Source organism: Serratia sp. OLAL2 (genome assembly GCF_002752475.1).
Lineage (GTDB): Bacteria > Pseudomonadota > Gammaproteobacteria > Enterobacterales > Enterobacteriaceae > Serratia > Serratia bockelmannii.
On sequence record NZ_MSTL01000016.1, the window covers coordinates 74,617 to 88,654 of the forward strand.

The window sequence follows — 14,038 nt, forward strand, 5'->3', positions numbered from 1 at the left end:
GGAAAGAGAGATATCGGAATAAATTTACCCCGTTAAAAACTACCGTTTTTAATAAATAACTACTGGTTAATATATCGGTTATAGCTATAAAAAAACCCGCCGCAGCGGGTTTTTATTTAACAACCGAATCGGTCGAACTTACTGGCCTTTAACTTCTTTCAGGCCGTTGAATGGCGCACGGTCACCCAGCGCTTCTTCGATACGGATCAGTTGGTTGTATTTAGCAACGCGGTCAGAACGGCTCATGGAGCCGGTTTTGATCTGGCCAGCCGCAGTCCCTACCGCCAGGTCGGCGATGGTCGCGTCTTCGGTTTCACCGGAACGGTGAGAGATCACCGCAGTGTAACCAGCGTCTTTCGCCATCTTGATTGCAGCCAGCGTTTCAGTCAGAGAACCGATCTGGTTGAATTTGATCAGGATGGAGTTAGCGATGCCTTTCTCGATGCCTTCTTTCAGGATCTTGGTGTTGGTCACGAACAGGTCGTCGCCCACCAGCTGAATTTTGTCGCCCAGCACTTTGGTCTGGTAAGCGAAGCCCGCCCAGTCAGATTCATCCAGGCCGTCTTCGATAGACACGATTGGGTACTGTTTGGTCAGCTCTTCCAGGAAGTGAGTGAACTCTTCGGAAGTGAAGGCTTTATTGCCTTCGCCGGCCAGCACGTATTTACCGTCTTTGTAGAATTCGGAAGCCGCGCAGTCCATCGCCAGAGTAACGTCTTTGCCCAGCTCGTAGCCCGCCGCTTTTACCGCTTCAGCGATAACGGCCAGCGCTTCGGCGTTGGAGCCCAGGTTTGGCGCATAGCCGCCTTCGTCGCCTACTGCGGTGTTCATGCCTTTGGCTTTCAGAACTTTCGCCAGGTGGTGGAACACTTCGGAACCGATGCGCACCGCTTCTTTCAGGGTCTTCGCGCCAACCGGCTGAATCATGAATTCCTGAATGTCGACGTTGTTGTCAGCGTGCTCGCCGCCGTTGATGATGTTCATCATCGGCAGTGGCATGGAGAATTTGCCTGGGGTGCCGTTCAGTTCAGCGATGTGCTCATACAGCGGCATGCCTTTAGAGGCTGCGGCCGCTTTCGCTGCTGCCAGGGAAACCGCCAGAATGGCGTTGGCGCCGAAGTTGGATTTGTTTTCGGTGCCGTCCAGATCGATCATGATCTTGTCGATGTTCGCCTGGTCTTTGGCATCTTTACCCAGTACTGCCTGAGCAATCGGACCGTTTACTGCAGCAACGGCTTTCAGTACGCCTTTACCCAGGAAACGAGACTTGTCACCGTCACGCAGTTCCAGCGCTTCGCGGGAACCGGTAGAAGCACCTGACGGCGCAGCAGCCAAGCCGACGAAACCGCCTTCCAGATGAACTTCGGCTTCAACAGTCGGGTTACCGCGGGAGTCGATGATTTCACGACCGATGACTTTAACGATTTTGGACATTAGGTTTTCCTCAGTACAAGTTAAACTAAAACTCCAGACAAACAGCGCGCGGTTCTCACCGCGCGCCGCCCACCAAATATTTTATTTCACCTGGCGCTTCTGATGCTCGCCTGCGGCTTTCACGAAGCCGGCGAACAGCGGATGCCCATCACGCGGCGTAGACGTAAATTCCGGGTGGAACTGACAGGCTACAAACCACGGGTGATTCGGCAGTTCAATGATCTCGACCAGCTTGTTGTCGGCGGAACGACCGGCGACACGCAGCCCTGCGGCTTCGATCTGCTTCAACAGCATGTTGTTAACTTCGTAACGGTGACGATGACGCTCGACAATGGTCGGTTCGCCGTACAGCTGACGCACCAGGCTGTTGTCGCTCAGGTTGCACTGTTGGCCACCTACGCGCATCGTGCCGCCCAAATCGCTTTCTTCGCTGCGCACTTCGACGTTGCCGTCTTCGTCGCGCCATTCGGTGATCAACGCCACCACCGGGTACTTACAGTCTGGCATAAACTCGGTGGAGTTGGCGTTTTCCATGCCGGCCACGTTGCGAGCGAACTCCATCAACGCCACCTGCATGCCCAGGCAAATGCCCAGGTAAGGAATGTTGTTCTCGCGCGCATAGCGTGCGGTCATCACTTTGCCTTCCACGCCGCGGTAGCCGAAGCCGCCCGGGATCAGGATCGCATCCAGCCCTTTCAGCACTTCCACGCCGCGGGTTTCTACGTCCTGCGAGTCGATCAGCTTGATGTTCACGGTCAGACGGTTTTTCAGCCCGCCGTGTTTCAGCGCTTCGATCACCGACTTGTAGGCATCCGGCAGCTCAACGTATTTGCCGACCATACCGATGGTCACTTCGCCGCCCGGATTGGCTTCTTCGTAGATCACCTGTTCCCATTCGGCCAGGTTGGCTTCCGGTGCGTTCAAGCTGAATCGTTTACAAATATAATCGTCCAGCCCCTGAGATTTCAATAGGCCTGGGATTTTATAAATAGAATCAACGTCTTTCAGAGAGATAACCGCTTTTTCCGGCACGTTACAGAAAAGCGCGATTTTCGCGCGTTCGTTAGCAGGAACCGCGCGATCGGAACGGCAAATCAGCACATCAGGCTGAATACCGATGGAAAGCAGCTCTTTTACGGAATGCTGGGTCGGCTTGGTTTTCACTTCGCCCGCCGCCGCCATGTAAGGCACCAGCGTCAGGTGCATGTACAGGGTGTGCTCGCGGCCCACTTCCACCGCCATCTGACGGATGGCTTCGAGGAACGGCAGCGATTCGATATCGCCGACGGTGCCGCCGATTTCCACCAGCACCACATCGTGGCCTTCGCCGCCTTCGATGATGCGTTCTTTGATCGCGTTGGTGATGTGCGGAATGACCTGCACGGTCGCGCCCAGATAGTCGCCGCGACGTTCTTTACGCAGCACGTCGGAGTAGATGCGGCCGGTGGTGAAGTTGTTGCGACGCGACATTTTGGTGCGGATGAAGCGCTCGTAGTGACCCAAATCCAGATCGGTTTCTGCGCCGTCTTCGGTGACGAAAACTTCCCCATGCTGAATCGGGCTCATGGTGCCCGGATCCACGTTGATGTACGGGTCCAGTTTCATGATGGTAACGTTGAGGCCACGGGCTTCAAGAATAGCCGCCAGAGAGGCTGCGGCAATGCCTTTACCCAGAGAGGATACGACCCCGCCGGTCACAAAAATATAATTAGTTGTCATGCTGAACCTGAGAGTTTAGGTTTAAAGACGATGGAAGAACCAGGACGGGAAAGTAGTATACCCGAACCTCTCCTGACCTACAAACGATCGTTTTGCTGTCCATCATCTCGGCCGCCCTCCCGTGTTCATCAGGGTTTACTCCGCCGGCGCCGCCTAAACCCTCTAGGAAATACAAAGAGTTAGCGGAGAAAATTTCTTTTTACCGCCCCTATCGAGCGATAAAACGCCTTAGATTTCAGTTTGTTGGCCTTTTGCTGCCGACGGCAGCCCTGCGCCTGTGACCTGACTGCAAGCTTAACCGTTTCAGCCTGAGTGAACCTTGTTTGCGATCAACATTGTCGTTGCAGCGATTCAACTTTCCTTGCGCTTCACCTGCTGCCAGGCGTCTTCCATCTGCTCCAGCGTGGCGTCTTCAAGCCGCAGCCCGCGTTGCTGGACGATCGCCTCCACCTCCCGGAAGCGGCGTTCGAACTTGCGGTTCGCCGCCTGCAGCGCGTTCTCGGCCTTGTGGCCCAAATGGCGCGACAGGTTCACGGTGGCGAACAGCAGATCGCCGATCTCCTCTTCCAGCTTGCTCTCATCGACCACCGCCTGGCGGGCTTCGTGCATCACTTCGTCGATCTCTTCGTACACTTTGTCCAGCACCGGCCCCAAAGTGTTCCAGTCGAAGCCGACCGAGGCGCAGCGTTTTTGGATCTTGTGCGCTTTCATCAACGCCGGCAACGCCTGCGGAATATCGTCCAGCACCGAGTGCAGCGCTTTTTCGGCGCGCTCGCCGGCCTTCAACTGTTCCCAGCGCGCCGCCACGGCTTCGCTGTCTCCGCCCTCGGCGTCACCGAAGATGTGCGGGTGACGGCGCTCCAGCTTGTCGCTGATGGCGGTGCACACCTCATCAAAATCGAACAGCCCCTGCTCCTGCCCCATCTGGGCGTAGAACACCACCTGAAACAGCAAGTCGCCCAGCTCGTCGCGCAGATCGGCGTAGTCCTGCCGTTCGATGGCGTCCAGCACTTCGTAGGTCTCTTCCAACGTATAAGGCGCAATGGTGGCGAAGGTTTGCTTGCGGTCCCACGAGCAGCCGAGCTGCGGGTCGCGCAGCGTTTTCATGATGTTCAGCAGACGCTGCAGCGGAGTGGATTGGGTCATAAAAAATCTCTGAGAAAGAATGGGGGCGCAGGGGAGCGCCCGCAGAATTCATGGATTTCGGGCCGCATCCGCTATCGATACGGCCCGAAAGGCGATATGGGCTTAGTTGCCGTGCAAACGCTTGGCGTCTATCACGTCCGGCAGTTGGTTCAGCTTCGCCAGCACCCGGCTCAGCACCTGCTGGTTGTAGATTTCGATATCCATGTCGATAGTGGCCAACTGCTTCTTGGTATCGCTGCGGCTGGCGACGCCCAGCACGTTGACCTTTTCGTTGGCCAGAATGGTGGTGATATCGCGCAGCAGCCCGCTGCGATCGTTGGCCATCACGCGCACCACCAGCGAATAACCGCTGGAGTAGCTTTCGCCCCACACCGCATCGACGATGCGCTCCGGCGCATGCGATTGCAGATCGACCAGCTGATCGCAGTCCGCACGGTGGATCGAAATACCGCGCCCCTGGGTAATAAAACCGACGATGTCGTCGCCCGGGATCGGCTGGCAGCAGCGGGCGATGTGGTGCATCAGGTTGCCCACGCCCTCCACCACCACGCGGCCGTTATCCTTGTTGCGGGTCGGCGGCGGCGCTTTCTGCTGCACCAGCTGGCGCAGCGCCTCGCGATCCTGCTCTTCGGCGCTCGGCTTGTTGAACTTGCCCTGCAGGTAATTCACCATCTGGTTCAGGCGAATGTCCCCGCCGCCGATCGCCGCCAACACCTCGTCCAGCGAGTTCATGTTGTAGCGCGGGATCAACAGCTTCTCAGCCTCTTTCAGGCTGATGCCGAGATGCTCCAGTTCGTTGTCCAGCATCTGGCGGCCGGCGAGAATGTTCTTGTCGCGATCCTGCTTGCGGAACCAGTTGTGGATCTTCGAGCGCCCGCGGCTGGTGGTCACGTAGCCCAGGTTCGGGTTCAGCCAGTCGCGGCTCGGGTTTGGCTGTTTCTGGGTGATGATCTCAATCTGATCGCCCATCTTCAGCTGATAGGTAAACGGCACGATGCGGCCGCCGATCTTGGCGCCGATACAGCGGTGACCGACGTCGCTGTGAATGTGGTAAGCGAAATCGAGCGGCGTGGAGCCGGCCGGCAGATCCACCACGTCGCCTTTCGGAGTAAAGACATAGACCCGATCGTCGAACACCTGGCTGCGCACTTCGTCGAGCATTTCGCCGGAGTCCGCCATCTCTTCCTGCCAGGCGATGAGCTTACGCAGCCAGGCGATGCGCTCTTCGTAGCCGGAGCGCACGGTCACGCCCGCGCCCTCTTTGTACTTCCAGTGTGCGGCCACGCCCAGCTCGGCGTCTTCATGCATTTGCCGGGTGCGGATCTGAATCTCGACGGTTTTGCCGCGCGGCCCCAGCACCACAGTGTGGATCGACTGGTAGCCGTTGGGTTTCGGGTTGGCGACGTAGTCGTCGAACTCGTCCGGCAGGTGGCGGAAGTGGGTATGTACGATGCCCAACGCCGCGTAGCAATCCTGTAGACGCTCCGCCACGATGCGCACCGCGCGCACGTCGAACAGTTCGTCAAACGCCAGGTGCTTTTTCTGCATCTTGCGCCAGATGCTGTAGATGTGTTTCGGCCGGCCGTAAATCTCCACCCGAATGCCTTCTTTGGCCATCTCGGCGCGCAGCCCGGCGACGAAGTCGTCGATGAACTGTTCGCGATCGATGCGGCGCTCATGCAACAGCTTGGCGATGCGCTTGTATTCTTCCGGGTGCAGGTAGCGGAAGCAGAAATCTTCCAGCTCCCACTTCAGTTGGCCGATGCCGAGCCGGTTAGCCAGCGGGGCGTAGATGTTGGAACACTCTTTCGCCGCCAACACGCGTTCGTCTTCCGGCGCGTCTTTCACCTCGCGCAGGTGGGCGATACGTTCCGCCAGCTTGATGACCACGCAGCGGAAATCCTCCACCATCGCCAACAGCATGCGGCGCACGTTGTCGACCTGTTCGGAGGCCATCGAGTCGTTTTGGGTGGCTTTCAGTTGACGAATGGCGTCCATGTCGCGCACGCCGTGCACCAGCGCGACGATGCCATTGCCGAACGCTTCGGTCAGGGTCTCTTCCTGCACGATGCCGGCGTCCACCAGCGGGAACAGCAGCGCGGCGCGCATACTGTCGTTGTCCATGCTCAGCGTCGAGAGGATTTCCACCATCTCCAGGCCGCGCCACAGCAGCAGCGAGGCGTCGGGATGGTTTTGGGTCTGCTGCTCACAATAACGCCAGGTTGCGGCCAATCGCTCACATGACTGCGGGTTAGGTAGCCCCAAGCCGGCGATCCACTCATCGAGAGCGAACTCACCCGCCGTATTCAGATGTGCACTTCTTACCGCAACCATAACTTCTCCCTACTTTGCAGCGACCTCTGGCGCGCGCTCGTTGATAAACAGCGCCATTGATTCAAGATGCCCCGTGTGCGGAAACATATCCAACATCCGCACGCGCGCAAGACGATAACCGGCGTTCAACAGCACTTTGCTGTCGCGAGCCAGCGTGGTGGGGTTACAGGAAACATACACCACCCGCGCCGGCGCCAGTTTTACAATGTGTGACATCACCCCGGCCGCACCGGCGCGGGCGGGATCCAGCATCACCTTATCAAACCCTTGTGCTGCCCAAGGTTGCCGCTCAACGTCGTCCTCCAGATTCTCATGGAAGAACGACGCATTATTCAGCTTATTCTTATGTGCATTATATTGCCCATTCGCTACCAGCGTGGCAACACCTTCGATGCCCACCACCGCAGCGGCGCGGCGCGCCAGCGGCAGGGTAAAATTCCCCATGCCGCAGAACAGGTCCAGCACCCGATCATTGGGTTGAATGTCGAGCCATTCAAGGGCCTGCGCCACCATTTGTTGGTTTACGGCGTCATTGACCTGAATAAAGTCGCGCGGACTGAAGTCTAAGCGTAGCCCGTCAACCTGATAATACGGCGTTTCACCGCACAGTTTTTCCACGCGGTCGCTGTCCGGCGCCAGATAAACAGCGACGTTTTCCCGCTCGCCAAACGCCAACAGCGCCTGGCGATCCGCCTCTTTCAGGGCATCGAGATGGCGCAGCACCAGCAGCGGGCCGTTATCCGCCAGCACCAGCTCCACATGCCCCAGCCGCCGCACCGCCTGCAGCCCGCTCAGGCAGGCGCGCACCGGCGCCAGCAGCTGTTCCAGCTCCGGGCGCAGCACCGGGCAGTGCTCCACCGCTACCAGCTCGCTGGAGGCCGCCTGTCGAAACCCCATCATCAGGCGCTGCAGCTTCGGCTGCCACGCCAGGCTCAGGCGGGCGCGGCGGCGATAGCCGTATTCCGGGCCGGCGATCACCGGTTCCTGCTGCGGGGTCACCCCGGTTTCGCGGGCGATCATGCGCACCAGCGCCGCCGCCTTGCTCTGCTGCTGCAGCGCCTCATCCGCATGCTGCTGCTGGCAGCCGCCGCACACGCCGAAATGCGGGCAGCGCGGTGCCACCCGCTGCGGGCTGCGGCTCAGCAGGCGCTTGAGCTTGCCTTTGGCGAACTGGCGCTTGTCTTCGGTCAGCTGGATTTCCGCCTGCTCGCCCGGCAATACGCCCGGCACGAACACCGCTTTGCCGTCGTGGCGCGCCACGCCCTGGCCGAAAGGATCGAGATCGCTCACCGTCACGGTGAAGATTTGTGAGCTCTGCCGGGTCGTCACGCGGCGTTTGGGAGAGTAGAATTGCGCCATATTTGTCGATTGTGTGCTGGTTCATTAAGCTAGTGTCAGCTGTCAATTCTCCCACATTGGAATCCCATGACCAAATACAGCCTGCGTGCGCGCATGATGATCCTGATTCTGGCCCCGACCTTGCTGATTGGTTTGCTGCTCAGCACCTTCTTCGTGGTGCACCGCTATAACGAGCTGCAGGAGCAATTGGTCGACGCCGGCGCCAGCATCATCGAGCCGCTGGCGGTGGCCAGCGAGTACGGCATGACGTTCCGCAGCCGCGAATCGGTCAGGCAGTTGGTCAGTCTGTTGCACCGCCGCCATTCGGACATCGTGCGTTCGATCACCGTGTTCGATGCGCAGAACAATTTGTTCGTTACCTCTAATTATCACCACAACTTCGCTCAGCTGCAGCTGCCGAAAGGCGTGCCGTTGCCCACCGAGCTGATGCTCACCCGGCGCGGCGATTCGCTGATCCTGCGCACGCCGATCCTGTCGGAAAATCAGTATCCGGATGAAACCGCCGACGGCGGCAGCCACCCCGACAACAACCTGGGCTATGTGGCGATCGAGCTGGATCTGCAGTCGGTGCGGCTGCAGCAGTATAAAGAGGTGTTCGTCTCCACCCTGCTGCTGCTGCTGTGCATGTGCATCGCCATCCTGTTCGCTTACCGCCTGATGCGCGACGTGACCGGCCCGATCCGCAACATGGTGAACACCGTCGACCGCATCCGCCGCGGCCAGCTCGACAGCCGCGTGGAGGGCTACATGCTCGGCGAGCTGCACATGCTGAAGAACGGCATCAACTCGATGGCGATGTCGCTCACCGCCTATCACGAAGAGATGCAGCAGAACATCGATCAGGCCACGTCTGACCTGCGTGAAACGCTGGAGCAGATGGAGATCCAGAACGTCGAGCTGGATCTGGCGAAAAAACGCGCGCAGGAGGCGGCGCGCATCAAGTCCGAATTCCTGGCCAACATGTCGCACGAGCTGCGTACCCCGCTCAACGGCGTGATCGGTTTTACCCGCCAGATGCTGAAAACCGATCTGAGCGCAACCCAAACCGATTATTTGCAGACCATCGAACGCTCGGCCAACAACCTGCTGACCATCATCAACGATGTGCTGGACTTCTCCAAGCTGGAGGCCGGCAAGCTGGTGCTGGAGCATATTCCGTTCGCCCTGCGCGAAACGCTGGACGAAGTGGTGGTGCTGCTGGCCCCCAGCGCCCACGACAAAGGGCTGGAGCTGACGCTGGATGTGCACAACGACGTGCCGGAGCAGGTGATCGGCGACTCGCTGCGCCTGCAGCAAATCATCACCAACCTGCTGGGGAACGCCATCAAGTTCACCGAAACCGGCAATATCGATATCCGCGTCGAGCTGCGCAAACAGCTGGATCGCCGGGTGGAAGTGGAAGTGCAGATCCACGACACCGGCATCGGCATCTCCGAACGCCAGCAGTCGCAGCTGTTCCAGGCATTCCGTCAGGCAGACGCCAGCATCTCCCGCCGCCACGGCGGCACCGGGCTAGGGTTGGTGATCACGCAAAAGCTGGTGAAGGAGATGGGCGGCGACATCTGCTTCCACAGCCAGCTGAATCGCGGCTCGACCTTCTGGTTCCACATCACGCTGGATCTGAACGAGGGCATGCTGTCGCTGGCGCCGAGCCTGCCGGATCTGAACGGCAAAACGCTGGCCTATATCGAGTCCAACCCGACGGCGGCACAGGCGACGCTCAACATGCTCAGCGTCACGCAGCTGGTGATCACCCACTCGCCGACGCTGGGCCAGCTGCCGTCAGGCCATTACGATTTCCTGCTGGCCGGCGTGCCGATCCCGTTCCGCGACAACATGGCGCAGCATCAGGACAAATTGTTGGCCTCGCTGAAGCTGGCCGATCGGGTGATTCTGGCGCTGCCGTGCCAGGCGCAGATCGACGCCGAACTGCTCAAGCAACAAGGTGCGCTTGGCTGCCTGATCAAGCCTATCACCAGCACGCGTCTGTTCCCGCTGCTGAGAATGGAGACGCCCGATCGGCTCGCCGCCCCACCTGAGCGTAAACGTCTGCCGCTGACGGTGATGGCGGTGGACGACAACCCGGCCAACCTGAAGCTGATCGGCACGCTGCTGGGCGAACAGGTGGAAAAAACGCTGCTGTGCGAGAGCGGTGAGGAAGCGCTGGCGCTGGCGCGCAACAACGTGCTGGATCTGATCCTGATGGACATTCAAATGCCGAAGATGGACGGCATTCACGCCAGCGAACTGATCCGCCAACTGCCGCACCACAACTCTACGCCGATCGTCGCCGTCACTGCCCATGCCGCCAGCGGCGAACGCGAGCATCTGCTGCAGGCCGGGATGGACGACTACCTGGCCAAGCCGATCGACGAGAAAATGCTGACCCGCGTGCTGTCGCGCTACCACAGCGGCGACGTGGAAAGCGCCGTCGCCGACGATGCCCCGCTGTCGCTCGACTGGCCGCTGGCGCTGCGCCAGGCGGCCAATAAACCGGATCTGGCGCGCGATCTGCTGCAAATGCTGCTCGATTTCCTGCCGCAGGTGCGCGAACGGGTGCAGGCGCTGCTCGAGGGGCAACACGACGACGAGATCCTCGACCTGGTCCATAAGCTGCACGGCAGCTGCAGCTACAGCGGCGTGCCGCGCCTCAAGCAGCTGTGTTTCTACCTCGAGCGGCAGCTGCGCCAGGGCATCACCAACGACGAACTGGAGCCGGAGTGGCTGGAGCTGTTGGATGAGATTGAACTGGTGATCCACGCGGCGCGCGCGCATCTGGCGCAACCGGCCTGAATCCTCAGGCCATAATGCAAAAAGGCACGCCGTAGCGTGCCTTTGTTGCTTTTAGCGCCTGACGTTTATCACTGCGCCAGCAGGTACAGTTGGCTATCGCCACGCTGAATATTCAACGCCAGCACCGACGGTTTGCTGTCGAGGATTTTACGCAGCTCGCCCAGGTTCTGGATCGGCTGTTGGTTCACGCCCAGGATCACGTCGCCCTTTTTCAAGCCGATGCGCGCGGCGGCGCTGCCGGCTTTCACGCTGTCGACCTTGACGCCTTTCACGTTGCCAACCTGAGTATTGCTCAGCTCGGCGCCTTCAATGCCGGTGTAGATATTGCCCGAGGCCACCTGGGTCTGCGCGCTTTGCTCCAGCGTGACGTCAATCGTTACCGGCTTGCCGTCGCGAATAATGCCCAGCGACATCTTGCTGCCGACCGGCAGCGTGCCGATCTCCGCCCGGAACGAGGCGAAGCTGGAGATGGCCTTGCCGTTCATGGTGACGATCACGTCGCCGGCCTTGATGCCCGCCTTCGCGGCGGAAGATTTCGGCATTACCTGGCTGACGAAGGCCCCGCGCTGCGCATCGACCTTCATCGCCTTGGCCAGCTCAGAGTTCAGCTCGGTGCCCATGATACCCAGCTCGCCGCGTTTCACCTGGCCATACTCGACCATTTGCGCCGTCAGGTTTTTCACCATGTTGCTCGGAATAGCGAAGCCGATACCGATATTGCCGCCGTCCGGCGCCAGGATCGCGGTGTTGATGCCGATCAGCTCGCCGTTCAGGTTAACCAGCGCGCCGCCGGAGTTACCGCGGTTGATCGCCGCATCGGTCTGGATAAAGTTTTCGTAGTTTTCGATGTTCAGGCCGCTGCGCCCCAGGGCGGACACGATGCCCGAGGTGGCGGTTTCACCCAACCCGTACGGGTTGCCGATCGCCACGGTGTAATCGCCGACGCGCAGCTGATCGGAGTCCGCCATCTTGATCGCCGTCAGGTTCTTGAAGTCTTTCAGCTGGATCAACGCGATATCGGAACGCGGATCCTTGCCGATCACTTTGGCGTCGAAGCGGCGTCCGTCGCTCAGCTGCACCTGGATCTTGTTGGCGTTGTCCACCACGTGGTTATTGGTCACCACATAGCCCTTGGTGGCATCGATGACCACCCCGGCGCCCAGCGCCTGGAATTTCTGCTGCGTGCCCTGCGGCTGGCCATCCGGCCCTGGCTGTTCACCGCCCTGACACATCGGCGAGCCCTGGAACGGCGAACCGTCCTGGCAGAACGGCGAATCCTCACCGAAGAACTGTTGGAACTGCTGCGGCATGCGCGGCGTATTGACCGTGGTGCTGCCCTCAACGTTAATGCTCACGACGGAAGGCATCACCTTCTCCAGCATCGGTGCCAGGCTCGGCAGCTGTTGGGTGCTGGAAGAGGCGGTTTCAGCGGCGCTGGCCGTCGCCGGGCCCATCGCCATACCGATACTGAATGCCAGTGCGCTCAGAACTAATGCGGTTTTTTTCATCTGTGTGTCTCTTATAAAGTCGTTCAAAAAGAATGGCCGTCTTGCGTGCTTATTCAGAGTTAATTAATAGCCCGAAGTTCCGGCACAGATGATTGGCAATAGTAAACAAATATTGTCCGTCTTTACAAAACTCGAGACAGCCAACCGGTTGGAATTGCTGGAAATTATTCTTCAGCTCAATTATTCCGCCGCCATCAATCGACGATATTCATCATAGGCGTACAGGTCGGTCATTCCGCTGATATAGTCCTGCAATAAACGCGCGCGGAAATAATATTCCCGAATGGCTTGCTGCTCCGGCGATAAATGCTGCAGCCCTTCTACCGCCTCCGCATACGCCAGCCGATGCTTGGTGGACAGCTTGTGGAACAGGCGTGTTTCAATCGGATAAGCGCGATGGCTGTCCTCGCGCACCAGCTGGCTGAAGTCCGCCAGCGACATCGCCAACAGCGGGCTGTAAATGTCCAGCAGGCCGCTGATCACCCGGTAGCCTTGCAGCTCGAGCTGCTCGACCTCAGGGTGGTTGAACACGTGCTTGAACGCCACATTTTTAAATATCTTCAGTAGCCGATAGGCCGGGCTGGAATCCTCCAGCAGCGCCTGATTGAAACTGCCCTGATAGACCGCGTCCAGATTGTCGATAAAGCGCTGCGCCGCATGCGGCACCAGCCGCGCCACGGTAAACACCCGCAGATACATGAAGAACTGATCTTCCGCGCTGCGCCGCGCGCCGCCGCGATCGATCTTGCGAAACGCGCTGGCGACGGTCTTGTCGAACAGATCGCCCGGCACCACCTCGCCCCACTCCTGAATCAGGTGCTGATACAGCTGCTCGACGGTGAAAATGCTCTTCTCCACCGCGTCTTCCAGATCGGCCACGCAGTACGAGATATCGTCGGCGGCCTCCATAATATAGGTCAGCGGGAAACGATCGAACTCGCCCATGTGCAGCTCGCGCCGCAACCGATCGACGAAGGCCTCTTCCGCCAGATAGTAGCCGGGCTTTTTCATCAGGTAACTGTGGCTGGCAGGGATGTCGCTCGCCCAGTAGGCCGGGCGGGTGTATTTCAAAATGCAGCCGACCTGCGCGTAGGTCAGGTTGAGCTTGAGCAGGCTGTACACCATGCGGATCGCCTGGGCGTTGCCCTCGAAGTGGCTGAGATCCTGACGGATCCGGCTGCGCAGCCGGTTCAGATCGCCCTCCCCTTCATGCAGGCGCAGCGTCGCCACCTGGCAGCGATCGTGGCTGCCCGGCTCGCTGCCGCAGCTGGCGGGATCGAGCCGCTGGGCGAACCAGTCGTTGATCGCCGACTCGCCGAAGTGTCCGAACGGCGGATTACCGATGTCGTGCATCAGGCAGGCCATTTCCACGATGCTTTCAAACGGATCGAGCAGCCGGGTCAAGCCGAGCTCATCAATTCTCCCCGCCTGTTTGAAGCGATTGAGGATCTCTTTGGCGATGTGGCGCCCAACCTGCTGCACCTCCATCGAGTGCGTCAGGCGGCTGCGCACCGCCGCGTTGCGTTCCAGCGGAAACACCTGGGTTTTTTGCTGCAGACGGCGAATGGCGGCCGAGTTGACGATGCGCCCGCGATCGCTCTCGAACTGCCGCACGATGTCGTACTCTTCCTCGGCCTCGATCGGTTTGCTGAAAGGCCGTTGGAAGCTGATTTTTTGCTTGAAGTCGATCCCGGACATCTGTTTCTCCGCCGTTGCGCCCTGCCCCCGTGATAACAATTCCCGGC

General features: G+C 59.5%; 8 protein-coding genes. 1 reads left to right on the plus strand and 7 read right to left on the minus strand.

The features are described 5' to 3' along the window. Positions 1-138 precede the first annotated feature (138 nt). The 5 genes from eno to rlmD all read right to left on the minus strand — a co-directional run bounded on the left by eno (position 139) and on the right by rlmD (position 7,992). Positions 139-1,434 carry a phosphopyruvate hydratase gene (gene eno / locus BVU99_RS09245; RefSeq protein ID WP_025301599.1) on the minus strand — a complete coding sequence of 432 codons (1,296 nt, stop codon included), beginning with the start codon at positions 1,432-1,434 and terminating at the stop codon, positions 139-141. A gap of 81 nt (positions 1,435-1,515) precedes the next feature. After that, positions 1,516-3,153: a CTP synthase (glutamine hydrolyzing) gene (gene pyrG / locus BVU99_RS09250; protein WP_004932674.1), complete on the minus strand. Its 1,638-nt coding sequence runs from the start codon at positions 3,151-3,153 to the stop codon at positions 1,516-1,518. 351 nt (positions 3,154-3,504) lie between these two features. Beyond that, positions 3,505-4,299 carry a nucleoside triphosphate pyrophosphohydrolase gene (gene mazG, locus BVU99_RS09255; protein ID WP_089180568.1) on the minus strand — a complete coding sequence of 265 codons (795 nt, stop codon included), beginning with the start codon at positions 4,297-4,299 and terminating at the stop codon, positions 3,505-3,507. A gap of 102 nt (positions 4,300-4,401) precedes the next feature. After that, the gene (gene relA / locus BVU99_RS09260; RefSeq protein WP_025301597.1) at positions 4,402-6,633 is read right to left on the minus strand and encodes a GTP diphosphokinase; all 2,232 of its coding nucleotides are present in this window, start codon (positions 6,631-6,633) and stop codon (positions 4,402-4,404) included. A 9-nt stretch (positions 6,634-6,642) separates the two neighbouring features. Continuing rightward, positions 6,643-7,992 carry a 23S rRNA (uracil(1939)-C(5))-methyltransferase RlmD gene (gene rlmD, locus BVU99_RS09265; protein WP_025301596.1) on the minus strand — a complete coding sequence of 450 codons (1,350 nt, stop codon included), beginning with the start codon at positions 7,990-7,992 and terminating at the stop codon, positions 6,643-6,645. 66 nt (positions 7,993-8,058) lie between these two features. Between rlmD and barA the strand changes: the two genes are divergently transcribed. After that, complete coding sequence (gene barA / locus BVU99_RS09270) at positions 8,059-10,785, plus strand: two-component sensor histidine kinase BarA (protein WP_049204768.1); 2,727 nt, start codon at positions 8,059-8,061, stop codon at positions 10,783-10,785. Positions 10,786-10,853: 68 nt separating this feature from the next. On the opposite strand, the gene degP is transcribed toward barA, so the two are convergent. Together degP and dgt are read right to left on the minus strand one after the other, a co-directional pair. Further along, positions 10,854-12,293 (minus strand): serine endoprotease DegP, encoded by a 1,440-nt coding sequence (degP, locus tag BVU99_RS09275; RefSeq protein ID WP_049294833.1) that lies wholly within the window; start codon positions 12,291-12,293, stop codon positions 10,854-10,856. Between the two features lie 180 nt (positions 12,294-12,473). After that, a complete protein-coding gene (dgt, locus tag BVU99_RS09280) occupies positions 12,474-13,991 on the minus strand; it encodes a dGTPase (protein ID WP_049204771.1) in 1,518 nt (505 codons plus the stop codon). Positions 13,992-14,038 lie beyond the last annotated feature (47 nt).